Origin of the sequence: Alkalibaculum bacchi (assembly GCF_937875145.1) — a bacterium.
GTDB lineage: Bacteria > Bacillota > Clostridia > Eubacteriales > Alkalibacteraceae > Alkalibaculum > Alkalibaculum bacchi_A.
On the sequence record NZ_CALNCS010000084.1, the window covers coordinates 1 to 24,398 of the forward strand.

Annotated in this window: 25 protein-coding genes; 20 read left to right on the forward strand and 5 right to left on the reverse strand. The window is 33.3% G+C overall.

Features of this window, described 5'->3' with window-relative positions; translation table 11 throughout:
• From Q7P22_RS05515 to Q7P22_RS05565, 11 genes are all read left to right on the forward strand, one after another.
• Nucleotides 1–612, forward strand: a 612-nt coding sequence (locus tag Q7P22_RS05515; protein WP_303861710.1) for a M20 family metallopeptidase, incomplete at its 5' end; no start/stop codon positions are given.
• Between the two features lie 2 nt (nt 613–614).
• A complete protein-coding gene (locus tag Q7P22_RS05520; protein ID WP_303861712.1) occupies nt 615–1,946 on the forward strand; it encodes a lipopolysaccharide assembly protein LapB in 1,332 nt (443 codons plus the stop codon).
• A gap of 9 nt (nt 1,947–1,955) precedes the next feature.
• A complete protein-coding gene (locus Q7P22_RS05525) occupies nt 1,956–2,699 on the forward strand; it encodes a class I SAM-dependent methyltransferase (protein WP_303861714.1) in 744 nt (247 codons plus the stop codon).
• 87 nt (nt 2,700–2,786) lie between these two features.
• Nucleotides 2,787–2,993 carry a cold-shock protein gene (locus Q7P22_RS05530; protein ID WP_303861716.1) on the forward strand — a complete coding sequence of 69 codons (207 nt, stop codon included), beginning with the start codon at nt 2,787–2,789 and terminating at the stop codon, nt 2,991–2,993.
• A gap of 194 nt (nt 2,994–3,187) precedes the next feature.
• Entirely contained in the window at nt 3,188–4,069 is an 882-nt protein-coding gene (gene hslO, locus Q7P22_RS05535; RefSeq protein ID WP_303861718.1) for an Hsp33 family molecular chaperone HslO, read from the forward strand.
• Nucleotides 4,070–4,301: 232 nt separating this feature from the next.
• Nucleotides 4,302–5,387, forward strand: coding sequence for a sporulation integral membrane protein YtvI (ytvI, locus tag Q7P22_RS05540; protein WP_303861721.1), 1,086 nt, complete (start codon nt 4,302–4,304; stop codon nt 5,385–5,387).
• Nucleotides 5,388–5,748: 361 nt separating this feature from the next.
• A complete protein-coding gene (locus tag Q7P22_RS05545) occupies nt 5,749–7,287 on the forward strand; it encodes a methylenetetrahydrofolate reductase C-terminal domain-containing protein (protein WP_303861724.1) in 1,539 nt (512 codons plus the stop codon).
• A 160-nt stretch (nt 7,288–7,447) separates the two neighbouring features.
• The gene (locus Q7P22_RS05550) at nt 7,448–7,609 is read left to right on the forward strand and encodes a hypothetical protein (RefSeq protein WP_170128236.1); all 162 of its coding nucleotides are present in this window, start codon (nt 7,448–7,450) and stop codon (nt 7,607–7,609) included.
• 159 nt (nt 7,610–7,768) lie between these two features.
• A complete protein-coding gene (locus tag Q7P22_RS05555) occupies nt 7,769–8,659 on the forward strand; it encodes an efflux RND transporter periplasmic adaptor subunit (RefSeq protein ID WP_303861730.1) in 891 nt (296 codons plus the stop codon).
• Nucleotides 8,659–9,330 carry an ABC transporter ATP-binding protein gene (locus Q7P22_RS05560; protein WP_113920709.1) on the forward strand — a complete coding sequence of 224 codons (672 nt, stop codon included), beginning with the start codon at nt 8,659–8,661 and terminating at the stop codon, nt 9,328–9,330. Before Q7P22_RS05555 ends, Q7P22_RS05560 begins: the two co-directional genes overlap by 1 nt.
• A 10-nt stretch (nt 9,331–9,340) precedes the next feature.
• Nucleotides 9,341–10,513, forward strand: a complete 1,173-nt coding sequence (locus tag Q7P22_RS05565) for an ABC transporter permease (protein WP_303861734.1) — start codon at nt 9,341–9,343, stop codon at nt 10,511–10,513.
• A gap of 158 nt (nt 10,514–10,671) precedes the next feature.
• On the opposite strand, the gene Q7P22_RS05570 is transcribed toward Q7P22_RS05565, so the two are convergent.
• Complete coding sequence (locus Q7P22_RS05570; protein WP_113920707.1) at nt 10,672–11,415, reverse strand: VCBS repeat-containing protein; 744 nt, start codon at nt 11,413–11,415, stop codon at nt 10,672–10,674.
• Between the two features lie 174 nt (nt 11,416–11,589).
• On the opposite strand from Q7P22_RS05570, the gene Q7P22_RS05575 reads away from it, so the two are divergent.
• The 3 genes from Q7P22_RS05575 (at nt 11,590) to Q7P22_RS05585 (ending at nt 15,712) form a co-directional block, all read left to right on the forward strand.
• Nucleotides 11,590–13,215: a putative manganese-dependent inorganic diphosphatase gene (locus Q7P22_RS05575; RefSeq protein WP_303861737.1), complete on the forward strand. Its 1,626-nt coding sequence runs from the start codon at nt 11,590–11,592 to the stop codon at nt 13,213–13,215.
• A gap of 235 nt (nt 13,216–13,450) precedes the next feature.
• Complete coding sequence (locus tag Q7P22_RS05580) at nt 13,451–14,218, forward strand: GGDEF domain-containing protein (RefSeq protein WP_303861740.1); 768 nt, start codon at nt 13,451–13,453, stop codon at nt 14,216–14,218.
• A gap of 222 nt (nt 14,219–14,440) precedes the next feature.
• Nucleotides 14,441–15,712, forward strand: coding sequence for a M14 family metallopeptidase (locus Q7P22_RS05585; protein ID WP_303861743.1), 1,272 nt, complete (start codon nt 14,441–14,443; stop codon nt 15,710–15,712).
• Between the two features lie 266 nt (nt 15,713–15,978).
• Here Q7P22_RS05585 and Q7P22_RS05590 read toward each other — a convergent pair whose 3' ends face one another.
• Genes Q7P22_RS05590 through Q7P22_RS05600 form a run of 3 tightly spaced genes read right to left on the reverse strand, consistent with a single transcriptional unit; the run spans nt 15,979 to nt 18,499 of the window.
• Nucleotides 15,979–16,809, reverse strand: a complete 831-nt coding sequence (locus tag Q7P22_RS05590; RefSeq protein ID WP_113920703.1) for a metal ABC transporter permease — start codon at nt 16,807–16,809, stop codon at nt 15,979–15,981.
• Complete coding sequence (locus tag Q7P22_RS05595) at nt 16,796–17,551, reverse strand: metal ABC transporter ATP-binding protein (RefSeq protein ID WP_303861746.1); 756 nt, start codon at nt 17,549–17,551, stop codon at nt 16,796–16,798. The genes Q7P22_RS05590 and Q7P22_RS05595 overlap by 14 nt, the downstream gene beginning before the upstream one ends.
• Nucleotides 17,552–17,560: 9 nt before the next feature.
• Complete coding sequence (locus Q7P22_RS05600) at nt 17,561–18,499, reverse strand: metal ABC transporter substrate-binding protein (protein WP_113920701.1); 939 nt, start codon at nt 18,497–18,499, stop codon at nt 17,561–17,563.
• 271 nt (nt 18,500–18,770) lie between these two features.
• Here Q7P22_RS05600 and Q7P22_RS05605 point away from each other — a divergent pair, with 271 nt between their 5' ends.
• Together Q7P22_RS05605 and Q7P22_RS05610 are read left to right on the forward strand one after the other, a co-directional pair.
• On the forward strand, nt 18,771–19,010 hold the full coding sequence (locus Q7P22_RS05605; protein ID WP_303861751.1) for a hypothetical protein: 240 nt from the start codon (nt 18,771–18,773) through the stop codon (nt 19,008–19,010).
• A gap of 12 nt (nt 19,011–19,022) precedes the next feature.
• Complete coding sequence (locus Q7P22_RS05610) at nt 19,023–19,187, forward strand: hypothetical protein (protein ID WP_303861753.1); 165 nt, start codon at nt 19,023–19,025, stop codon at nt 19,185–19,187.
• Between the two features lie 62 nt (nt 19,188–19,249).
• Here the strand turns inward: Q7P22_RS05610 and Q7P22_RS05615 are convergent, their stop codons facing one another.
• On the reverse strand, nt 19,250–19,483 hold the full coding sequence (locus Q7P22_RS05615) for a hypothetical protein (protein WP_303861756.1): 234 nt from the start codon (nt 19,481–19,483) through the stop codon (nt 19,250–19,252).
• A gap of 781 nt (nt 19,484–20,264) precedes the next feature.
• On the opposite strand from Q7P22_RS05615, the gene cas6 reads away from it, so the two are divergent.
• Genes cas6 through cas5 form a run of 4 tightly spaced genes read left to right on the forward strand, consistent with a single transcriptional unit; the run spans nt 20,265 to nt 24,398 of the window.
• Entirely contained in the window at nt 20,265–20,981 is a 717-nt protein-coding gene (cas6, locus tag Q7P22_RS05620; RefSeq protein WP_303861759.1) for a CRISPR-associated endoribonuclease Cas6, read from the forward strand.
• Nucleotides 20,982–20,995: 14 nt separating this feature from the next.
• Entirely contained in the window at nt 20,996–22,435 is a 1,440-nt protein-coding gene (gene cas8a1, locus Q7P22_RS05625) for a type I CRISPR-associated protein Cas8a1/Csx8 (RefSeq protein WP_303861761.1), read from the forward strand.
• Nucleotides 22,436–23,329, forward strand: coding sequence for a type I-B CRISPR-associated protein Cas7/Cst2/DevR (gene cas7i / locus Q7P22_RS05630; protein WP_303861762.1), 894 nt, complete (start codon nt 22,436–22,438; stop codon nt 23,327–23,329).
• Nucleotides 23,310–24,398 (forward strand): CRISPR-associated protein Cas5, encoded by a 1,089-nt coding sequence (gene cas5 / locus Q7P22_RS05635; protein ID WP_303861764.1) that lies wholly within the window; start codon nt 23,310–23,312, stop codon nt 24,396–24,398. The genes cas7i and cas5 overlap by 20 nt, the downstream gene beginning before the upstream one ends.

Here is a 24,398-nt window from a genome sequence, read left to right on the forward strand (position 1 = left end):
CTTATGGCCCAAACAGCTGAATTCTATATAAACATTAAAGGCAAAAGTGGCCATGCTGCAGTTCCTCATAAGAGTATAGATGCTATTATGATTAGTGCTCAGCTTATTAATGCCCTTAATAATATTATTAGTAGAAATATAGATCCGATAGAAACGACCTTGTTTTCTATCGGTACAATTAATGGCGGAAGTAGAGTAAATGTAGTAGCTGGTGAAGTTAATTTAAGTGGTACCATGAGGGCGTTTGATGAGGAGACCTTTAATTTAATTGAAAGAAGGCTTATGGAGATTGTAAGTGGTTATGAAAAAGCCTTTGACTGTAGCATCGAAAGCACAGTTATAAGGATGTATCCACCGGTAATCAATGATTCTCAAATGTATCAAGAATTTTTGAGCTGTTTAGGAGATATTCCATATAAAGAGGTTCCTCCTATGATGATTGCAGAAGACTTTTCATTTTACCAAAGAGAAGTCCCTGGAGTATTCTTTTATTTAGGATCGAAAAATGAAGAGAAAGACTATGTATATGGTCTTCACCACAGCAAATTTAATTTTAATGAAAGGATACTGTTGCGAGCAGTTGAACTGTACGCACGTATTATAGAAGGATAAAGATGAAAGACGTAAATTTTAAGAAGATATTCATGGCGTTGCTTTACGTTGCATTTTTTTCTTTGTTTTCTTCTCAAACCACGGCACGAGCCCAAGGAATACCTGCTTTTAATGGTCTATATTTGATTGATGGTCAAGTTGAACTCACTGGAGTAGAGATCAATATAACGGTAGATGCACTAAATAAAAGCAGTGTGACGGCTTCTTATTCCATGAAAAACACTACAAAGGAAACTCAATTGTTGACATTAGGAACTCCAGTAACGGATCTAAAGGTTGATGGATATACATCAGAATTTGTGTTTTTTCCAGAAGATCCTAGTAAGAGAAAATCGTACAAGTACAATTCAGTTATTGTAAATGGCAGTAAAGTTAATCCAAGTATTGAAGAGGTAAGTGTGGATTTTGACAATTGGAAAAATTTTAATATAGCTATGACATTAAAGCCAGGGGAGACGGCCATGGCTAAAGTGTCCTATAGTACAGAAAATAAACACGAAAATCTCGGTCAGGTTCTCTTTGATATGGATATGCATCACTTAAGAACGTGGAGTAAAGAACCTGAAAATATTCAAATCAATGTAGGTTTTAACGCGAGGTCCATACAAATGTACAATTTTGACAATTATTTTTCGATTGAGCCGACGGAAATCAGTCCAGAATATGGTTATTATTGGAAACAATCTGGAAGAGATGCTTTTAAAGAGATTCGTTTTAGCTATTACTTTGTAGATGAAGTCATCGAAAGAGAATTAAAAGCAATAAAGAGCAATCAAATTAACAAGATGATTTCTAGTTTTAATAATGGTGAGTATCAAGAGGCTATTGATGCTGGAAATAGTTATATTTCTAGTTCCAAAGATGAAAAGGATCAAAGTAAAGTGTATCTCGTCATGGCAGATGCCTATATGCAATCAAAAAAGTTTGATAGAGCTTTAGTTGTTTACGATTTAATCGAAACAGATATGAGCAATTTTGGTACGCTTGAAAAAAAGATTACGGAAAAGATTCTAGTTAACAAGATTGAAGCTTATAGGGGATTAAAAGAATATGAGGCTATGTATGACTTGATTGATTATCAAGTAAATTATGGCAATTCAAACGTTTATCTAGACAATTGGCTAACAGCTCAATTAGAGTTGATTCCAGAAAATCAATTGGAAAAATTGCGAGAAAGTCGCAAAGAGCCTAGCTCTGTAGAAAAAGTAGTGAGAAAATTTATGCAAGGAGATTTTTATACTTACTTATTTATAGGACTAGTTTTAGTTATTTTGATTATAGTTATAGTGATTAGGATACGAAAAAAGAAAAGAAGAGATAGATTTTTCTATTAGAGGAGTACTATGTATAAAGAAATGTCTCAAATTTATGATCAATTAATGAGAGAAGATGTAGACTATGGTAAATGGAGTGGCTATATTCAAAGCATACTAGAAAAATACCAAGCACAAGTAGCTACTATTTTAGACTTGGGTTGTGGCACAGGCAATATTACCATCCCTTTAAGCAAAATGGGTTATGAAATGACTGGCGTAGATTTATCGGAAGATATGTTATCAATAGCTGATGGCAAGGCCTTTGAACAAAAACAGCATATAAAATGGATTCAAGGAGATATGAGCGACTTTAGAATAAAAAATGCTTTTGATGCGATTATATCCTGCTGTGATTGCGTCAACTATATTTTAGAAACAGAAGACATTTTGAAGGTATTTCAAAATGCGTATACGAGCCTTAGAGAAGGAGGGGTTTTTACATTTGACATTCATGCTCCTTATAGACTCAAACAAATATACAGAAACGAAACTTTTACTTACACCTCTGATGAGCTGTGTTATATTTGGGAAAACAGTTTTGATGAAGACAGTTCTATTATAGAGTACTATTTAAATATTTTCATAAAAAGGCATAGAGACCCTTATTACACCCGATCGGAAGAAGTGCATTATCAAAGAGCGTACGAAATAGAAGAAGTTAAAGAATTGCTCTTAGAATCGGGCTTTAAGACAATAGACGTCTTTGATTTTGGCTCCTTTGAAGAGCCTGATGAAAATACGGAAAGGCTCCAATTTTGTTGCAAAAGTTAAGTACAAGTTAGTACGATTTCTTTGACAAATTACCCCTTAAATGATACAATAAATTCGAAATTGAATTATTTTAGGAGGAACAAATTAATGACAAATGGTATTGTAAAGTGGTTTAATGCAGAAAAAGGATATGGTTTTATTTCAACTGAAAACGAGGGAGATGTATTTGTACATTTTTCAGCGTTACAAATGGATGGCTACAAGACGCTAAACGAAGGTCAAAATGTAGAATTCGATATCGTTGAGGGAGAAAAAGGACCTCAAGCTGCTAATGTTAACGCTGTTGAAGCTTAATTAAAGAAGATTAAAAGTATTTACGTACTTAGACAATATAAATGAATTGCGAATAACATTAAGCAAATCCCTGTGTATTCACAGGGATTTTTCTTATAAAAGCATTTTAAAATAATTTGTATTCAAAACAGCACAATATGATTATAATAAATAAAAGTTACACATAAATTGATGGACACAAGAGAGGATAAATTATGGACTATATGATAGGCGCAATGATTAAAGATGTACCAGTTCGAATATTTGCAGCGGATACATCGGAGCTTGTAGGGGAGGCTCAAAAGATACATTCTACATTGCCAACAGCTTCTGCTGCTTTTGGCAGAACGTTGACGGCGGCAGCTCTTATGACCATGTTACTAAAAAACGAAAACAATAAAATCAGCGTTCAAATTAAATGTGATGGCCCTATTGAAGATCTTTTAGTTGTAGGAAATACCAAGGGGGAAATTAAAGGGGATATTAATAATCCTCTCGTTCACATTCCTTTAAATCAAATTGGTAAACTCGATGTAGCAGGTGCTATTGGTAAAGGGACGTTAACCATTATCCAAGACTTAGGCTTAAAGGAACCTTATGTTGGAACGGTAGAACTAGTTTCAGGGGAAATAGGAGAGGACTTCTCTTATTACTTTTCCGTATCGGAACAAACACCATCCGTAGTGGCTCTAGGAGTGTTAGTAAACCCTGATGGTACTATAAAAAAAGCTGGAGGCTACTTAATTCAATTGCTTCCAAATCACAGCGAAGAATTAATTGACTATATCGAAAAGAGAATAGGAGAAATTCCTACCATAAGCAAATTGCTAGATGAAGGGCATGAATCTAAAGATATCATAGAATTGATCTTTAAAGATTATAAAGTGACTTTTACAGAAAAGAAGAAGCCAGTATATCACTGTGATTGCAATCGAGACCGTTTTGAAAGAGGCCTTATTTCATTGGGAAGAGAAGAGCTAACTGCTATAGTAGAAGAAGACGGACAAGCTGAAATACTCTGCCACTTTTGTAATAAGAAGTATGAATTTGAAAAGGCCGATTTGATAACATTATTGGAGAGTATAGAAGCAAAATAGTTCATATACGAGGTGGTAAGGTGACAAGGTAGTAAGGTGGTAAGCAAAATCTACACTCGCCTAAAGGCGAGTTTGTTTTTTTCCGCTTTCCGCATTCAGCTTTAAGGTTTTTCCGTCCAACCTTAAACCCACCTGACGACCTTAAAACTCATCCCATATTTTTCTTGTAATTCCCTTATAATATGATATCATATTATTTAAGTTATTTAAGAATAAATGGATTGGAGAAATGATGAATAATTACATAATTGATCCGGAAAAAGCGAAAAAGTTTTTTGTTATGACAATTGGAATATTTTTGGGTATATTTCTATTTTTTAAGTCGATTCAATACATTGCACCCTTTCTCATCGCTCTTATATTATCAATGTTTTTAGAACCATTAGTGAAATTGTTAGTGCGAAAAGTGAAAATGCCAAGAAAATTAGCCTCCATTATTTGCATTGTATTGGTTTTGACGTTTATAGGTCTGGCAATTACCCTCCTAGTATCTAAGTTAATTATACAAGCTAAAGATCTTTTTGAAGTACTTCCTATATTTTTGAATGATTGGTATAACTCCATTATTAACTTTTTAAATAGCAGTGATCAACTAATTGAATTGCCTCAAGAGGTATTAGACTTTTTAGTGGATCAATTAGCAGTTCTCGTATCTAGTTTAGCTAATTTTGCAAATAATGGCGTCAAGTATCTTGTAAATACGGCGATATCTTTACCTACAGTTTTGATCTTTGTTATAATTACCCTGTTTTCTACTTATTTTTTCTTAGGAGATAAAAACGATTTTAAAAAGAAGATTCGAAAACAACTGCCTGAAGATTGGTACGATCAAATTAGTTTTATAAAAAATGATGTAATAAGTCAAATATTAAGGCTGATAAGGGCTTATATACTAATTATGCTAGTGACCTTTACAGAGCTTCTGATTGGCTTTAGTATTATCAGAGTAAAGTATGCAGTAGTTTTGGCTGTTATCATTGCTATCTTTGATATATTACCTGTTTTAGGTACAGGTGGAGTTCTAATCCCTTGGGCCATCATATCTTTGATTACGGGAGATATTGGTTTAGGTATTTCTCTAATCATTCTGTATTTAATAGTATTAGTGGTAAGGCAGGTTGTAGAACCTAAAATTATTGGAGCACAAATTGGTGTACATCCACTGATGACTCTAGGAGCTATGTATATTGGATTACAAATATTAGGAGCTAGTGGCTTAATTCTTGGACCAATTACCCTTTTGATTATAAAAAGTATCTTTGCTGTAGCGTTTAAAGGAAAGAACTTAAAAGAATTGTTATTCATAGAAAAAAGCTAGAAAGTACTTTCAAAAAGTATTTTCTAGCTTTTTTATTACAAAATGATAAGTCAAAAAAATATCAGGAATTAAGAGAAGCTTTCAAAGCATGTTTCTTGTGTCTTTATAAATGAATTATCTTATATAGATTTTTATCAAAATGTAGTTCATTTTACGTAGAATTTAAGACGCAGAATTTAGAATAAAAGCATTAAATACTAACTTGTATATACAGGTGTGGCTATTTTTTAACTATACTTTATAAATCAAAAAAAGGTGTTATAATGTGTTTAGAAAGACATCTATGTGTACTATTGTGAAAACGAGTTCATGCACTTTTCAAATGTAAAGGATCAATAGTTAATGACTTAAGGAGGATGCTATGCCTGTAGAAAGAGTTTCATTTAAAGACGCGGTTTTAGATAAAGACAAATTTTCAATAACTTGGGAACTTGTTCCAGGGCAAGGATCACACGAAAAAGATCAAGATGCTGTTGCACTATGTGCAAAAGCTGCAGTAAAAGATCCAAGAATCAATGCTATTACTCTAACAGATAATCCTAGCGGCACACCAGCAATTCACCCGGCAGGATTGTCTAAAGAAGTTGAGGATTTAGGTATAGACGCTCTTATTCACTTTACTTGTAAGGATAAGAATAGAAATGAAATAGAATCAGAATTATATGCATTAGATAGAGTAGGTCTGAAGAATTTATTAGTTATGACTGGTGACTATGTGACTGCTGGTTATAATGGAAGACCTAAACCAGTATTCGATGTAGATAGTGTTCAAGCTGTTAGAATGATCGAAAAATTAAATGCTGGTCTAGAAGTTCCAATGAGGGGTAAATTAAAAAAATTCCCAGAGACAGAATTCTTTGCGGGAGCTGTTGTTTCTCCATTTAAGTCCTTAGAAGCAGAGACTATGGCTCAATACGCTAAACTACAACAAAAGGTTGCTGCAGGTGCAAAGTATATTATTACACAAGTAGGCTGGGATGCACGTAAATTTGATGAACTCAGAAAGTATGTAGATAAATTTGAATTAAATGTTCCTATTATTGGTAATATATACATATTAACATTAGGCGTAGCGAAGATGATGAACAGAGGTGTAATACCTGGTGCTGTCGTCACAGATGAATTCTTAAAGGATTTAGAGGTAGAAAAGAAAGAATTTGAAAACAATAAAGAAAGACAATTGCTTCGTGCCGCTAAATTATTTGCTGTATTAAAGGGAATAGGCTATGATGGGGTCACTATAGCTGGTCATGGTATTAAGTACGAAGATATTAAGTTTATCCTTGATAAAGGAGAAGAATTTGCGCCAAATTGGCAAGCCCTTGTCAAAGAATTTGATTATCCAGAAAAGAATGGATTCTATTTCTTCGAAAAAGATGAAAAGACGGGCTTAAATACCACAACGCCAGGAGACCGAAACAAAACAGGTGAGAAGAGTACTTCTTTATTCTACTGGAGCTTTGGTATGGTCCACAAGCTAGCATTAAGCGAGCAAGCACCACTTTATCCAATGATTAAATGGTTTGCTAAAAAAATAGATAAATCTGTTTTTAAAAAGCCATTTACATATGCAGAATATTACACGAAAACATTAACAAATGAATGTAAATTTTGTGGAGATTGTGTAATGCACGAACTGGCTTTTCAGTGCCCAATGTCTCAATGTGCCAAACATCAAAGAAATGGTGCTTGTGGCGGTGGAAAAGACGGATGGTGTGAAGTATACCCTGGAGAAAAACGATGCATCTATGTTAATATGTATGAAAAATTGAAACACGATGGAAAAGAATACATTATGAATAATAGATACGCCCCACCAGCAGATTGGAATCTATATCAAACATCTTCATGGTTAAACTTCTTCAATGAAAGAGACTATAATCATAGAGATGACGACTAAAAACGCCCTTTTGGGCGTTTTTTGTTTAAAATGAAGATTACAAGAGTAATATTTATTTTAAACAAGAGCCTAAATAATTAGAAATATTGTGTTCTAAAAAAGAATAAATTTTATTTTAAATCAAATAATAACATTAAAATCGTATAAGGCGGTGATAAAAATGGCTAAGGCTGGAATGCGAAGACCAGATCCAAGTGATCCCCATGGCACAGAGAGCAATAAAAAACACAAAAGAAAGAAAAATGACGTACCTCCAGTACCTGAAATTCAAGGTAAAGCAAAAGCAGGACACGAAAAAGCAAATCCAATCCTATACGATTGATTAAAAACCATTATAATAGACGTCTACTCTAGGCAGTATCTACTTTTAGGTATTGCCTTTTTACATGATGAAATTAATGCTAACTTAAGAAAGAATTGGTATACTTTATTTGTAATATTTTTGGAATTAAAAGTATAAATATGCGAGGCGGAGGCAGTAATGAGTGCAATAAAAAAATCGAAAAAGCGCAAAAGGATTATAGTAGGAAGTATCATTATTGGGATTGTTGCAGTTGCAGTGGCATTTGCTTCAAAACCTGAGGTCACAATTTACGAAAGTGCAGAGGCTAAAAAGGGAGATATTACTACTTACTATCATTTCTCGGGAAATATAGAATCTCAAAACAAACAAAATGTCATAGCGGATAAAGTTATGCAAATAACTGAAATCAAAGTAGAAGAAGGAGATATGGTAAAAGAAGGAGACGTTCTATTTGAGACTTCATATGGGGAAGACATTGAGAGCAAAATCAATGGTGAGATTTCAACAATTCACGTCGAAGAAGATGAACAGGTAATGGCTGCGTCGCCCTTAATAGATATTACAGATTACAAGAACATGGAGATTATTGTAAAAGTAGATGAATACGACTTAGGAGCTATAAAAGAAAATATGGATGCTACGGTAACCATTAGCGCAATTGATAAGGAAATTATGGGTAAAATCAAGAGCATATCAAAAGAAGGCCAAGTAGAAAATGGAGTAACCTTTTTTACGGCTACTATTGACTTAGAAGAAGAGGAAAACATTAAAATTGGTATGTCTGCAGAAATTAAGGTCTTAAGCCATGAAGTAAAGGACGTGGTGTCTTTGCCTATGAGCGCAATTCAATTTGAAGACAATAATGAAGCCTATGTACAGAAAAAAGATGAAAATAGAGAGATCTACAAAGAGAAAATTGAAGTAGGTATTAATGATGGCATTACCGTAGAGATTAAAAAGGGCGTATCTGCAGGTGAAACAGTGTACTATACAGAAGCTAATGGATTTGAAGCGATGGTCATGACTAGAGAACACCGGGAAAATGGCATTGGCGGGGGCGAAAATTAATGTCTGAGATCCTAAACATGGAAACGATTTGTAAAAGCTACTACATGGGTGAAGAAGAAATTGAGGTTTTGCATAATGTTAATCTAAAAGTTCATAGTGGAGAGTTTTTATCCATATTAGGTCCTTCCGGATCAGGTAAATCTACTATAATGAATATTATTGGTTGCCTAGATGTTCCTACAAAAGGCAAGTATTATCTTTCGGGCTTAGATATTGAAAGCTACGATGAAGTGGCCCTAGCTAAAGCGAGAAACAAGGAAATTGGCTTTGTTTTTCAAAGTTTTCAGCTTTTGCCTAAATCAAGCGCTTTAAAAAACGTAGAACTTCCCCTGGTATATGCTGGTGTACCTGCAGGAGAAAGAAGGGAAAGAGCAGCTTCTATGCTAGAAAAGGTTGGATTAGGAGACCGAATGAGAAATTATCCCAATCAACTTTCAGGTGGCCAACAACAAAGGGTGGCTATAGCAAGAGCATTAGTAACAGAACCTACTATTCTCTTAGCAGATGAACCTACAGGAGCTTTAGATCAAAAGACAGGTAACCAAGTAATGGAACTTTTTGAAGAGATTAATCAAGAGGGAAGGACCATTATCATGATCACTCATGACACGAATATTGCAAAGTATGCAAAGAGGGTAGTCCATATTTTAGATGGATACTTAACGGAATAGGGGTGAAGTTGTGTTATTTGAAAGCATAAAAATGTCATGGGAAAATATAATCAGCAACAAACTCCGTTCTATTTTAACAATGCTGGGAATCGTCATTGGAGTTGCCTCGATTATTGCTTTAATTACCATTGTTCAAGGAGCAACGAACAGCATTAATCAACAGATTACAGACCTTGGTGCCAACAAGATTATGGTAAGCACCATGGGTACTACTATAAAACAAGGTTTAACAGATGATGAAATTAGTCAAATTTCAGAATTGGAGAATATTAGTGGATTGTCGCCTACTATATCAGGTAGTTCTGCTGTAGTATACAAAAAAGATGCTATGGAAGACGTATCTGTACAAGGAAAAAATGAGGTTTACTTTAATGTAGATTCAAGCCTTTTAAAATCAGGAAGACCCATAAATAGATTGGATATTGAAAGCAAAAACCAGGTAGCTATTATAGGGAACAATATTGTTAAAGAACTCTTTTACGGAATAAATCCTATTGGAAAAGAGCTTATCGTTCATGGCACTACCTATAAAATAATAGGTACTCTAACCCCTTCTAATGAATTTGGCTTAGAGTCTAATAATGATACGGTGATTATTCCATATACGACAGCTCTTAGGAGTTTAGGCGTCAAAAATGTGTCGTCTTTTGATGTGTACCTAGAAGATGTAAACTTAGCGAATCAAACAGTAAAAGATATAAAGGGCGCATTATATCAAGTATTTAATCAAAAGGAAGATGCTTATACTGTTTTTAATATGGGAGATATGATCGAGTCTTTTCAGACGGTTATGTCTATGATGTCCATGTTGCTTGGTGGAATTGCAGCCATCTCACTTGTAGTAGGCGGTATTGGGATTATGAATATGATGCTCGTGTCTGTTACGGAAAGAACAACGGAGATCGGCCTTCGTAAAGCCCTAGGCGCCACGCCAAATAGCATACAAATTCAGTTTATTATTGAATCCATCTTTCTTTCCATATTTGGCGGTATAATTGGTATTCTATTAGGAGCACTAATAGCCTATATTACATCCACAATTATTGGCACGAGCTTTTCTATATCTACAGGTACTATTATCCTAGCAGTCGGATTTTCGGCAGCTGTAGGAATTATCTTTGGCTACGCTCCTGCAAGAAAGGCGAGCAAACTAAATCCAATAGACGCTCTCAGAAGTTTATAAAAACACTAAACTTCTAGTCGATAGCAAGAAATAGTCACTAGTCCTTAGTTTTAGAGCATTCCTTACTGGTCAAAAAAAGCTACCGAAGGTAGCTAAACGACCCAAGAGGAACACATGCAAGCTAGAGTCTAATGACTAAAGACTAGCGACTTGTGAGTTTAATCTCCAACGACGGAGTCGTTGGGGATTAAACTCACATTAACTCTTTCTACTTCCATGTACTCTCCGTTCCAAGTCAAATAGCTTTCAATGGCGCCTAGGTCATCTGCATTGTTTATGCCAATAATTCTTTGATATGTCAAAAGTTTAAATAATCCATGATAGTCATCGATAATGGGATAAGCTGCTCCTAATGCTAGGACGGCTCCTTCTGTTGGTTTTACGAGTTTTCCATCCTCTGTATAGAGACCTGCCTTTATGTATGCGTCTTTTCGATTTAGGATGCTTAATGTAAAGGATACATCTCTTGCTTTACTCATTATCTCTACATTAAAATGGTCTAGAAAATTCACATCGTACAAGGATATGCGTTCAAAGCTCTCGGAATCTAGGAGCAAATTAATTGTTTCATTATTCAAACTATATAAATAAGATAATATATAACCACCACTACCGCCAGTATCAATTTTTACTAATATATCAAACTTATTTTTGCTGGTAAAGTTGCCAAGAAAGAGTTTGGCATTGTAGCCTGCAGCATACTTCATTTGAATTCGAATCAATTGGTTTGTTCGACCATCATGAATAACAATAGATATATTATCTGAAAATAGATCTTGTTTAGAAGTCTTTTCACCGATTAGATACACTCTGTCTACATAACCGTCTCCAGTTACATCTCCAAGCTTAAAGTCAAGAAAATAATATCTATAAGAGACTTTCTTGAAACCATCATACTGCATATTTATACCTCCTATTTAATATAGTACTATATTATGCGTTTTTGCTAGTATTGGTGTATGAATCCCTTATAGAAAAAATCTCTATTTGTTACATTTTAGTTTATCCTTGACTTCCTTTATCTAAATTGGTATATATATAATATTATTGATAATACATAAGAATAGAGGTATTACATGGATAGAAAAACCTTGATTTTTGGACATAAGAACCCAGATACGGATAGTGTAACATCAGCCATATCCTTCTCTTATTTAAAAAATAGTCTAGGCGAAAATACAGAGCCTTATATACTAGGTGAAATAAGTAAAGAAACAGAATTTGTTTTACATTCTTTTCAGATAGATAAACCTGTATTATTAGAAAATGTTCGAACTCAGATTAGAGACTTAAATTACGATAAAATCGCTACATTTAAATCAAAAGATTCGATATTAGACGCTTATAATTTTATGACGGAAAATCGGGTTAGAACCCTACCTATTATCTTTGAGAATAACAAATTTGCTGGACTCATTACAATGAAAGATATTGCCATGAGTCTTATTAAGGAAGATCAAAGAAAGCTGCATAGTTGCTATACAAATGTTTTAAATGGATTAGAGGGGCATGCTGTTTCAAGGCATAAAGAACATATTGATGGCAATATCTTAGTAACGGCTTTTCACTTAAACACTATTGAAAAACTACATTTATTGACAGAAGATAGCATTGTAATTGTAGGTGACCGCGATGAAGTAATAAAGGCTGCTATAGAAAAAGGAGTAGCACTAATTGTTATTACAGGGGAATCATGGTTAAGTGATGATTTGTTAGAAGAAGCAATGAATAAAAAAGTTAATATTATTCGTACAAAAATGGATACTTATAGCACATCTAAACTAATCTATTTAACGAATTATGCTAGCAATATTATGATAGATAAGGACATTTTATTCTTCAGAGAAAATGAATATCTAGACGAATGTAAGGAAGTTATTCGAAAATCAGGTCATTCAAAGTTTCCTATTGTTGATGCTGAGGGTTATTATTTAGGAATATTAGGTAGAGGTCATATTATTTCCCCTAAGAAGAAAAAAGTCATCTTAGTAGATCACAATGAATACGCTCAAAGTGCTGATGGAATTGAACAAGCAGAAATCCTTGAGATTATAGACCACCACAAAATAGGGGATATTTCTACGAATATACCCATTGGCTTTAGAAATTTACCAGTGGGCAGCACGAATACGATTATCTATCAAATGTATAAAGAAAACCAAATTAAAATTCCACACCCTATTGCTGGAATCATGATATCTGGTATTATTTCAGACACATTGCTATTAAAATCCCCAACGACAACGAAAAAAGATGTACAAGCTGTAGAAGAGCTCACCGAACTTTTAGGAATGGATCTACAAGATTATGCAATGGAGATGTTTAGAAAGGGTACAGATATTACGGGACTAGATGTTCATGAAGTATTCTTTAACGACTATAAAGAATTTAGCCTAGAAGGTATGAGAGTAGGTGTAGCTCAAGTATTTACCCTAAATATCGAATCTGTAAAAGAAAAAACGTCTGAATACTTGAATATTATAGAAGAGACAAATGCTCAAAAGGGACAATTTGCTACACTTCTTATCGTAACAGATATTATTAGACAAGGGTCCTACCTATTCTATAATGAAAACCGAAAAAATATATTAGAAGCTTCCTTTAACAAAAAGATGGAACAAGGAACTTTTATTGAAGAATGTGTATCTAGAAAAAAACAAATCATACCTGCATTAATTGAGGGCATAAGAAATTCCAAGTAGTAAAAGCGGAAATGAAATACCTCTTTCGATTCTAAGTGAAATCATTCAATAATAATAATATACGAGTGACTTCTATAATTATGGTATAATATTGACAGCAAACGGATTAACTTACGGAGATGAGTTTTGTCTTTGAGTAAGACAACTTAACTGTATGATGTAAATATAATAGAGCTAATCCGCATATTTATAGTATAAAAATAGACTATAGATTGAAATTAAAAGGGGTATTATGATGTCAAATAATTCGAAAGTAGTATTGACGACATCTATCGTAATGTTTGTTTTAGGAGTTATAATAACGCTTATAACATTAGGATTATTAAATGTCGATGTTGCTGAGATGTTACGGAATAATTTGTTGATAGTTATCCTATTGGGAATTCTTTTTGTTATAGCTTTAGCCTATCTGATTTTTTTTGGGATTAAAGCATACAAGCAACACCTTTATCAAAAGAATGAAAAAGAACCGCATGATCTGGTAAAATTTGATACGCTAACTCAGCTATACAATTTTGATTACTTCGTTAAACTCATGCAAAAGATGGAGATTCCTTTTTCTTTAGTTATGTTAGATATCGATGATTTTAAGGAAATTAATGAGAAGTTTGATACAGTAATTGGAGATTTAGTATTAAAAGTTACTGCAAAGTCTATTAGAGAAAACATGCGATATTGCGATATTGTAGCTAGGTATAAGGGAGATGCTTTTCTCATTATTCTAAGTAATTGTCCAGCACAAAATGCAAAAGTGCTTATGAAGCAGATCCAAATAAACATCAAGGAAAATCAAGCACTATCAGAAAAAAACATTAGGCTATCTACTTCTGTAGGAATTAAATTTGTGGATAAAAAAGAAGCTACAGAGGTTCTATTTAGAAATGCTGTAGAGGCTCTTTGTAATGCTAAGGGCAATCAAGAAGATGCCAAAATCGTTATATACGGAAAGGAAATCCTAAACAAACCCAAAAATTTGAAGTGTAATGAAAAAATTAATTTATAGCTATCAAAAAACTCAGGATAATATTGTCCTGAGTTTTTGTCATTGTGGAAAGCTGAAAGTAGAATGTGAAGTTCCTCCTTTTAGCTTACTTGACTTCCTGCTAGTAATCTAAAAGCTTTTACATAGAACTTACAATGTAAAAGTTAGAACTAATTTTATTCACGGAAACATCTTTATTTTCGTATTATAAATAGAAAAAGTATGAGGAAAGGAGCAAAATAGGTGGAGATATTAAGAATTGGATCTACAGGATCGAATGTAAAACTCATTCAAAGTTTACTCAATCGAATAGGATATCCTGCTGGGGCAGTTGATGGTATTTTCGGCACTCAGACACAAAGAGCCGTAATGGCTTTTCAGAGAGATAATGGATTAGTAGCTGATGGAATAGTGGGTCCCAATACATGGATTTATTTTGAAAGGTTCTTAGAAGGATATGATACCTACATCATACAACCAGGAGATACTTTCTACAAAATTGCTCAAAAATATTACACCACAGTAAATGCCATAGTCACTGCAAATCCTAATGTAGACCCAATAAATTTACAAGTAGGGCAGGAAATTATAGTGCCCTACGGTATAGATGTGGTTTTTACAAATATTGACTACACTTATGAAATTATGGAGAGAGATATCCGAGGACTTCAAGTCCGGTATCCTTTCCTTGAAGTCGGAACCATTGGACAAAGCTTATTAGGTAAGGAACTATACTATATACGAATAGGCAGAGGACCAGTAGAGGTCTCTTACAATGGAGCACATCACGGATTAGAGTGGATTACCACGCCTCTTCTTATGAAATTTATTGAGAATTTCTCTAAAGCCTATTCTTCAGGCAGATCTATAAGGGGTTATGATATTCGAGATATATGGAATAGAAGTAGTATTTATATTGTTCCTATGGTAAATCCTGATGGTGTGGATATTGTCTTAAATGGACCACAGCCATCAAATCCATACTATAATGATTATGCCAGGTGGAATAATACAGGATTACCTCTTAATTTAGTGTGGAAGGCGAATGCCAGAGGCGTAGACTTAAATAGAAATTATCCGGCAAGTTGGGAAGAGGCAAAAGATCAAGAGATAGAATTTGGCGTAACGGGACCTGCACCTACCAGATACGGGGGCCCTTCTCCACTATCAGAACCTGAAACTCAGGCAATGACAGAATTTACGAGAGGGCACAATTTTAAGTTAGTTATAGCTTATCACACTCAAGGAGAGGTTATCTTCTGGCTTTACCAAGGGATGACTCCACCAGGGGCTAGAGAATATGGGGAAGTATTTGCTCGCTCTACAGGATACCAATTAGCAGATGTTCCATACGAAGCAGCCTATGCAGGATACAAAGATTGGTTTATAGAGGAATTCTACCGACCAGGTTATACTTTTGAAGTAGGCCTAGGCGTAAACCCACTTCCTATCAGACAGTTTGATAGGGTCTATAATGATAATGAAGAAGTCATGTTATTAGCACCAATTATCTAAAAGCTAAATGCGGAAAGTTGAGAAAAATTTCATATACAATAATAATTAAGTCCATCGTTAAAACGTTGGACTTTTTATGTGAAACTGTATAATCCAGCAATGTGGTAAGCAAAATCACTACTCCCTTCGGGCGAGTTTTTTAGACTCGAGCTCCTGCAAGAGTCATCCTTGAGCAAAGCGAAGGATCTGTGATTCTTACAACTGAAACAAGTTTTCATCGTTAATTTCTCATCTCCTAATCTAGCAAAAAAGCCACCAGCGGTGGCTTACGTGTTTTTGCTGATCACCCGGCCACCTGCCCACCTGATCACTTTCTTTTCAAATAAAATCCCAAGCAAAGTCACAACCCCGATAAGCACAATAGTCCCTCCTGGCTTTAAACTTGCGTAGTAAGAGAGAAATAGTCCTGCAATCGTAAATAAAACGGCAAAGAATACAGAGTATAAAACCGTGTGTTTATAGCTCTTTGCAAACTGCATAGCACAAGCTACTGGGACGACCATTAGGGAAGATACAATAAGGGCTCCAACTGTTCGAGCTGCTACGGATACGGTAATAGCAGTGAGTATGGTAAATATAAAATTAATACTCTTTACTGGAATTCCTGCAAGCCTAGCTGAACGCTCATCAAGAGATATAAAAAAGAGCTCTTTAAATAAGAAAATAAAAGAGAGCATAACGCAAAGGCTGATTACAATTACTAGATACAGCTCAAAATCACTAATGGCTACAATACTTCCAAATAAAAAGCTATTAAAATTAGCCGAGTTATCTATAAAGCCAGATAAAATACCAGCTAAACCTACACCAGCAGACATAATGATGGCTATAGACATTTCTGAATATCTAGGAATTTTTTTGCGAATGTACTCAATAGCAAGGGCTGCAATAATACTTGAAATCATAGCTCCTACAATAGGATTAATACCCATGACTAGACCAGCTGCCACACCTGCTAGAGAATTATGTGAAAGGGCATCACCAATCATAGAAAGCCTTTTTAACACTACAATAATGCCAATGCAAGGAATAATAATAGCGAGCAAAATACCTACGATGAAAGCTCTTTGCATAAAAGTGTATTCAAATATCGCCATTTTTATCGATCCTTTCTGCTTTATTATTCTTTGGATGCTTATGTTTGTGAGATAACTCATGATGGATTTGTTCTTTATTTAGTTCAATTAGAGAGCCCTCTTCTAAACAAAGGATTCTAGATACATGCTGGTGTACATTGGTAATGTCGTGAGTAACCATAAGTATGGTAAGTCCTGCTTCTTTGTTAATCTTGTTTAACCACTGGTATAGGCCTTTTATGGTCTCAGCATCGAGGCCTGTAGTTGGTTCATCTAAAATCATAATATCTGGTTCATTAACCATGACTCTTGCTAACATGACTCTTTGAAGTTGCCCACCAGAAAGATTGCCAATTAGCTCTTTTGCATACTCTTGCATGCCAACTTGTTTGAGTGCAGTATGAGCTTTTTCACGATGTTCTTTTTTGGGAAATCGAAGTAGTCCAATTTGAGAAAAAAGATTAGCCATTACAATTTCTTCTGCAGTTGCAGGGAAGTTAGAGTGAGAAGAAAGACCCTTTTGAGGCACATAGCCAATTTTAGACCATTCTTTAAAGTGTTGTACGTCTTCATTAAAAAGGCGAATCTGCCCAGTAGATGGAACCAGTTCGCCTAATACTAGTTTTAACAAAGTACTTTTTCCAGAGCCATTGGCTCCTATAATGGCTACAAAATCCCCTTTATTTATTGTAAAGTCGACTTCCGAAAAGATGGGCATATTGCTGTAACCAAAACTTATATTGTTTACTTCGATTATTTTCATATACTTCTCCTATTGTAATGCGCTCTTTAGTGCATCTAAATTTTGTCTCATAACAGAAAAATAGTCGTCACCAGCAGACTCTTGTTCATTGCTAAGGCCTTCAATGGGGCTTAGTACTGCTGTTTTTGCACCTACCTCCTTTGCAATAGTTTCTGCTACTTTAGAACTTACAGTTTCTTCAAAGAAAATGGTCTCAATATTTTTTTCTTTTGCAAGGTCAATGATTTCAGCCATTCGAGCTGGATCTGGGTCTGAATCAGCAGATAATCCTTCAATACCTATTTGATGCAGGTCATAAGCTTCACTTAAGTACCCATAGGCTTCATGAGAGACGATAATATCTTTATTGACAAGAGGAGCGAGAGTATCTTTGAATTCTTGATCTAATGCATCACACTCAGCAGCGTATTTTTTATAATTTGCTTCGTAGTAACCTGCATTACTAGGATCTGCCTCTACAAATGCGTTTTTGATGTTTTCCATTTGTATCTTTGCATTTAAAGGATATAACCAAACGTGAGGGTCATGGGTTGTGTCTTCTTCGTGTTTTTCACTATGAGAATGTCCTTTGATAAAATCTACATTATTAGAAGCTTCTACAACAATGATTTTTTCATTTTGAAGAGATGCTAATACATCCTCAACCCAGTGCTCCATACCTGCACCATTATAGATAAAAACATCGGCTTCTTCTAAATGAGTAATATTCATAGCCGTTGGCTCCCAATCATGAGGCTCTGTACCAGATGGCACCATAGTAGATAGATTGATTTTGTCTCCACCAATCTTTGATGCAAAGTCGTACATAGGATAGATGCTAGCATATGTCGTAATATTATTGTCATTTTTACTTTCAACCGCAGAGGTGTTTTTTGGGGTAGTGCTGCAGGCAGTTAATAGAACTATTAATAAAATGAATAAAGACCATAATGTAATCTGTCGTCTCATATAAATTACCTCCTTATTTAATACTATCTATCTAAATGCAAATCATTTGCATTTAGACTATTATAAATATATTATCCTTAAAAGTCAAAAAATACAAGTATATTAAGCTTTTAAATCCGTGCTCATGTGCTATTTTCATGACAGTATCCTTATAAATTCATAAAATATAGTGGTGAGATGAATATTTGTTGACAAATAATGCCTTGTGTAATAAAATATATTAAACATATATGATTAATACGATATAAGGAAAATGGTTGGTGGTATGATTATGGGCAAACTTTTAATTATTAAAACAGGTTCTTCAAATAAATCCGTAATTCAACGATGCGGAGATTGCGATTTTCGCATTGCAAAATACGCTGGTTTATCCCGCGAAGATGTAATCGTCTCTTGCGTCTATAAAAATAGCATCCCAATTTCATTAGATGGCGTATCCTCGATCATCATCACAGGTTCTCCAGCTATGGTAACGGATAACGAGCCCTGGTGCGTAGAAGTATCTAATTGACTAAAATATGTAGTGCAAAAGAACATTACAATTTTGGGAATATGCTTTGGCTATCAACTACTTGCATATACATTAGGTGGTTTAGTAGATTATCACAGATTAGGGGAAGAAAAGAGAAAAACAGAAATCCAATTGACAGAAGAAGGTAGAAGAGACTCCATGCTATTCATCCTGTAGGTTATGATTACATTTTTATTATACGTTTTTTGAAGAATCATAAATTGATATTCTTTTCCTAGCTAAGAGTACACTAATTCATCGCTATATTTTTCTTTAATGGGTAAATACAAGATAGCGTAATCTATATCAAATAAATAACACAAAATGTTAGTTTTTACCACATCGTTTTTTAGATAAAATCTCATTCTTCTTTCTCTTGTTTTACGCTCTGTTTCATTTTCTGTCTTTTCTATTTTTTGACTTCTACGAGAGAGCCTTCGAATGCCATTGATTCTTCTTTCAATAATTCTCAAAATGTACTTTCGTATCCCATGTTTTCTCCGTACTGATTACTATAAAGTAATCAGTACGGAGAAAAATTTAATTCTTATGACCTCCATACAAAGAATCATATTCCCTTAAGCCATCAACTGCAAATAAGCCGCAACACTGCTATAACCCACTTTGTATTCGCGTTTTAATTGTATTAAGAGGGTTTGATTCATTTGCAGAGAAATCCTCTACCATAAATTGATTGTAAATATATTTAATCTCTTCAGTTGAAATTTTTCTTATTTCCATTTAAATGCTCATCTTTCTGCGTTTTTACATAAAACTTAGAATTAACAACAGATCGTATTTGACTTTAGATTATATAATTGTTCACCACTAATGGCTATGATTTGGACTATTAATCATGAAATATGAGAATTAAACAATTCATTTAAAAATGTATTCACAAAAATAAAATTTATAAAGTTTAAAAGAGATAGTTTTTATTTTGAATGAAATTATAAAATATAAAAATCTTTACAAAAAAAGAAGGGAAATGGAGCCTAGATGTCGAATAATATACATACATGTGGAAAATATTGTATTGTAATACTAATATATTTTCTAATTGAACAGAAGAATTTTAATGCAATTTATAGCTCATATGCATCATAAAGGTAACTTCATTATTCAAGGGGTCAAGTCATTTTTATTTTAGCTTAAAATTTAGCAAATAAAGAAGCGTTTGTAAAATAAGATATAAAAAACATTCCGTACTTAAAAAATTAAATATTACATACTGGAGATTAGAGGAGGGGTTGTGTGAAATACATTACAAGGTTTGAACTTAAGAATAACAAAATAAAGTCTGATAATCGAGGAACTTTTGTTAGTTTCTTTAAGAATGCGATTTCTGAGTATATGGATGGATATTTTTATGATGAGCTTTATGGTTCTGGTACTAAAAGAAAAGAGATTTGTTGGTCTATTAGATTAAACAATCCAAAGTTTGATAGAGATATTATTCATTTAGGTGGAAATAACATAGAAATGACCTTAAAGACTGAGAATCAAGAGATTGCACTTATTTATTTTTCAAGTCTTTTAAATATGAAGGACAAGCCATTTAATATAGGTAATGATAATCAAATCACTCTGAAGAGTATTCGATTAGTTAGGGAACCTGATATTATTGGTGATTTTGGAATATTTAAAATATTATCTCCAATTTGTATTAGACTTCATGATAGAGAAACTAATAGAGATAAATATTTAGCTTACAGTGATGAGGGTTTTGAATTAGAGTTTAGAAATAAGATAAAAGAAGATTTGGAATTTTTTGATAAGGAAATTGATTCCTTGATTTTTGATTTTTCAAAGTTAAAGAAAGTTGTGATTCCTATCTATGGCACGTTAATATCTGCTACATTAGGAACTTTCTTTGTAAAAGGAGATAATAAACTTTTAAATTATATCAAGAATAATGGGATTGGTAGCAGGAGGAGTTCAGGAATGGGTCTTATCGAATTAATATTTTAATAGGAGGTGATTGGGTGATAGAAATAGATCATTATGTAATACAAGATATTGAATATGATAGGAGAATTTGTCCAAGTGATTGGAGATACTCTGCATCAATTGTTGGAATGGTCAGATATTTTAGATATTACAATATTAATCACGAAGTAGATAATCAATATTTATATTATAATTACGATTCTGTAAACAACAAAAGTGATAGTGAATACATGCATTACGTGGAGTATAGATATTCTCGAGAGATGCATCACGTAGTTTTGGAACAATTACTAGATAAAGAAGAAAAATCCGAAGATGACTATAAACAAATCAAGGAAAAACTTGGTGCTAATACTATATTAAAAAAAATATTTAAAGATATTAACATTGATGGGGGCCCTTGGGTCATTAAATCTTTGATTGATGAGAACCGAGAAGAAATAATCTCAAATACTTTTAAAAATGCTAAGTTTGGCTACGCTAAATTTTCGAATTCTTATAAGTTTAGGGCTGAGAGAGATAAAATCTGCCGTTTGAATGGATATTATGTAGACACTGGTAGGAAAACTAAATCTTTAAGTTTTAGTTTTGATGATAGCACTAGAAATTATTCTGATTATATTGAATTTGATTTTATTCCGTTTGCTTTTACAACTAACAGAGAATCAGTATTTATTAATAGTAATTTTAATATAATAGATTTGTTGAGGATAAATAATAAAATTGATACGGATATGCGAGATGAAAATGACAGTAATTTTAGAAGTAAGCTTTTTTATTCATATCAAGAAGGCTCAGAGTACGTAGACTTTGATGTTGAAATTATATTAAAAGACATGGATAAAGAGTATTTTGAAACAATCTTTGTTAGAAAAGAGGCAATAGATATTTTTAAATCTATAAAAAATCTTGATAGTAACAAAGGATATATTAACATGGCGTTAAACCGTTCTATAAAGATAACAGATAATTACTACATAAACATGATGAAAGAAGTAACTAATAATATTTTGAATTTATTAACTCTTGATGAATTAATAATGTTTTTATTTAATTTTAATGATAAAAGAAGAATTGATAGCAAAAAAAGAAATAATGATTTTTTAATATCTCAACTAATCAGGATTAACAGATTGATTTACGGTGAAAAATTATTGATAAAGGAGAACGGTAATATGAGTCATAGGAATGTAAGACAGAGTATAGAAGCAGTTAAAAAACAATTGGCTGGGAGGAGTATGAAACATAAAATTGACGCTTATAGAAGTAAGCTAATAGGGGCTTTGGTTGCTAACGACAATGACAGATTTATAGAAATTATGTTGCAATTACAATCATATACACAAGTTCCTTTTAATTTTCTGCACTATCTAATAAGAGATTTCGAAGGGAATAAAAATTTGGCATATGACTTTGTTAATCAATTAAATTTCTTTAAATTAGCAACTGAAGAAATCAAAAAGGAGGAGAATTAAATGAATAATAAGGCACTTACATTAACGATTGTAGCAAATATGACGTCAAATTATGGAGAAGGTTTAGGGAATATTGGAAGTGTTCAAAAGGTTTATAAGAATGGGAAATCTTATGCAATAAGATCAAGAGAGAGTATGAAAAATGCCATAATGACTCAAAGTGGGCTATACAATGATCTAGTTGTAGATGTAGATAGTGGAGTTACCCAAAAGTCAGTTTCCAAGGAACTAAATGCTTCAAATTGTAGAGCCCTAGAAGGCGGATATATGAATACTAGTGGAGTGACTAAAATTCGAAAGAGTTCTTTTTATTTAACGGACGCTATAGCTTACGAGCCATTCATCAATGAGACGAGATTTCATAATAATTTATATCTGGCACAAACCAGTGCAAAACAACAGGCGATTAATCTTCAAGAAAAATCAAAAGAAGCAGGTTTAATGCCTTATCAATATGAATATGATAAATCTTTAAAGAGATACTCTATTACAATAGACTTAGATAAAGTGGGCGTAGATGAAAATTTTAATGCTGAATCTAGTGTTGGAGAAAGGGTATTCAGAGTCAATGCTATTCTAGATGCAGCTAAGGATTTATCCCTTGTAGTTAGAGGAAATTTAGATAATGCTGAGCCTCTATTTGTAGTAGGTGGTATTGGTAGTAAAAAGACTCATTATTTTGAAAATGTAGTATCAGTGAATAATGATACGTTGATTGTAAATGAGGATTTAAAAAATAAATTAGCTGAAGGATATTTAGTAGGTCTATTAGAAGGAGACAATTTTTCTAATGAGAATGAAATAAAAGAAGAACTAAATCCAAGTAGCATAAGCTTATTCTTTAATAACTTGAAAGAAGAGGTGAAGGCTTACTATGAAGGTTCTTCGAATTAAATTAAGACAAAATCAAGCTTCTTACACTCGAGAAGAGACCAGAGACAACCGTATGACATATCCTTTGCCACCTTATTCAACACTTGTAGGAGCATTACATAGTGCATGCGGATACACCGAATATCATCCCATGGATCTTTCAATACAAGGGAAATACGATTCTATGCAAAGGGAAATATATGTAAATCATGGGCTATTAAACAATAGGCATGATGATAGAAATATATTGATTTATTTATCAAATCCAGAACTTTTAACTGCCGGTTTTATAACAGTAGGAGAGGGCTTAAAGGGTCAAGGCAATAGCTTTCTGAGAAGAAAAACTGTCCGAATAGAAAATGAAAAATTATACCAGAAGTATGTTCATCTTGAAGATTTGAAAAAGGAATTTGAAGTAGAAAAAAAAGAAGTAGTCAAGCCGATGATAGATAGACTAAAAGGCGAAGAGAGGGAATTAAAGGCTAAACAAAACGATTTAGATAAAAAATCAGAAGAGTATATAAAACTCAAGTCAGAAATAGAAGAGCTAAAAGCTGAGTATAAGAGAGTAGACAGAGATTATAAAGAAACATTTATAAGAGAATATGAAAAGCCAAGTTCACATTTTAGGACTCTAGTAAAAGCACCTCAATTCCAAGAAGTACTTTATGATGTAGAATTAGCAATACACATTCGATCAGATGATGGTACTATTCAAGATATAAAGAACAATATAAACAACTTAGTATGTATTGGAAGAAGTGAAGATTTTGTTGAGTTAATTGAGATTAAGGAAGTTGAGCTTAGAGAGCCATATAAAGATGTGAATTTAAAAAATAATTATAAAATGTATGTAAATTTAGACAGGATAATGACTGAAGACGATGATTCTAAGTCCTTCTTAATTTACGATGGTCAAAATAAAAAAGAGGCAAAAGGAACAGTCTATTATTTAAATAAAGAATATGAAATTATTGAGAACAAACGAATATTCAATAAAATTCCTTGCTTATATTCTTCGCTATTTATGTTAGATGACCAATCCGAAGCGTATATTGATGCCGATGAATATTTAACTGATTTTAATTAG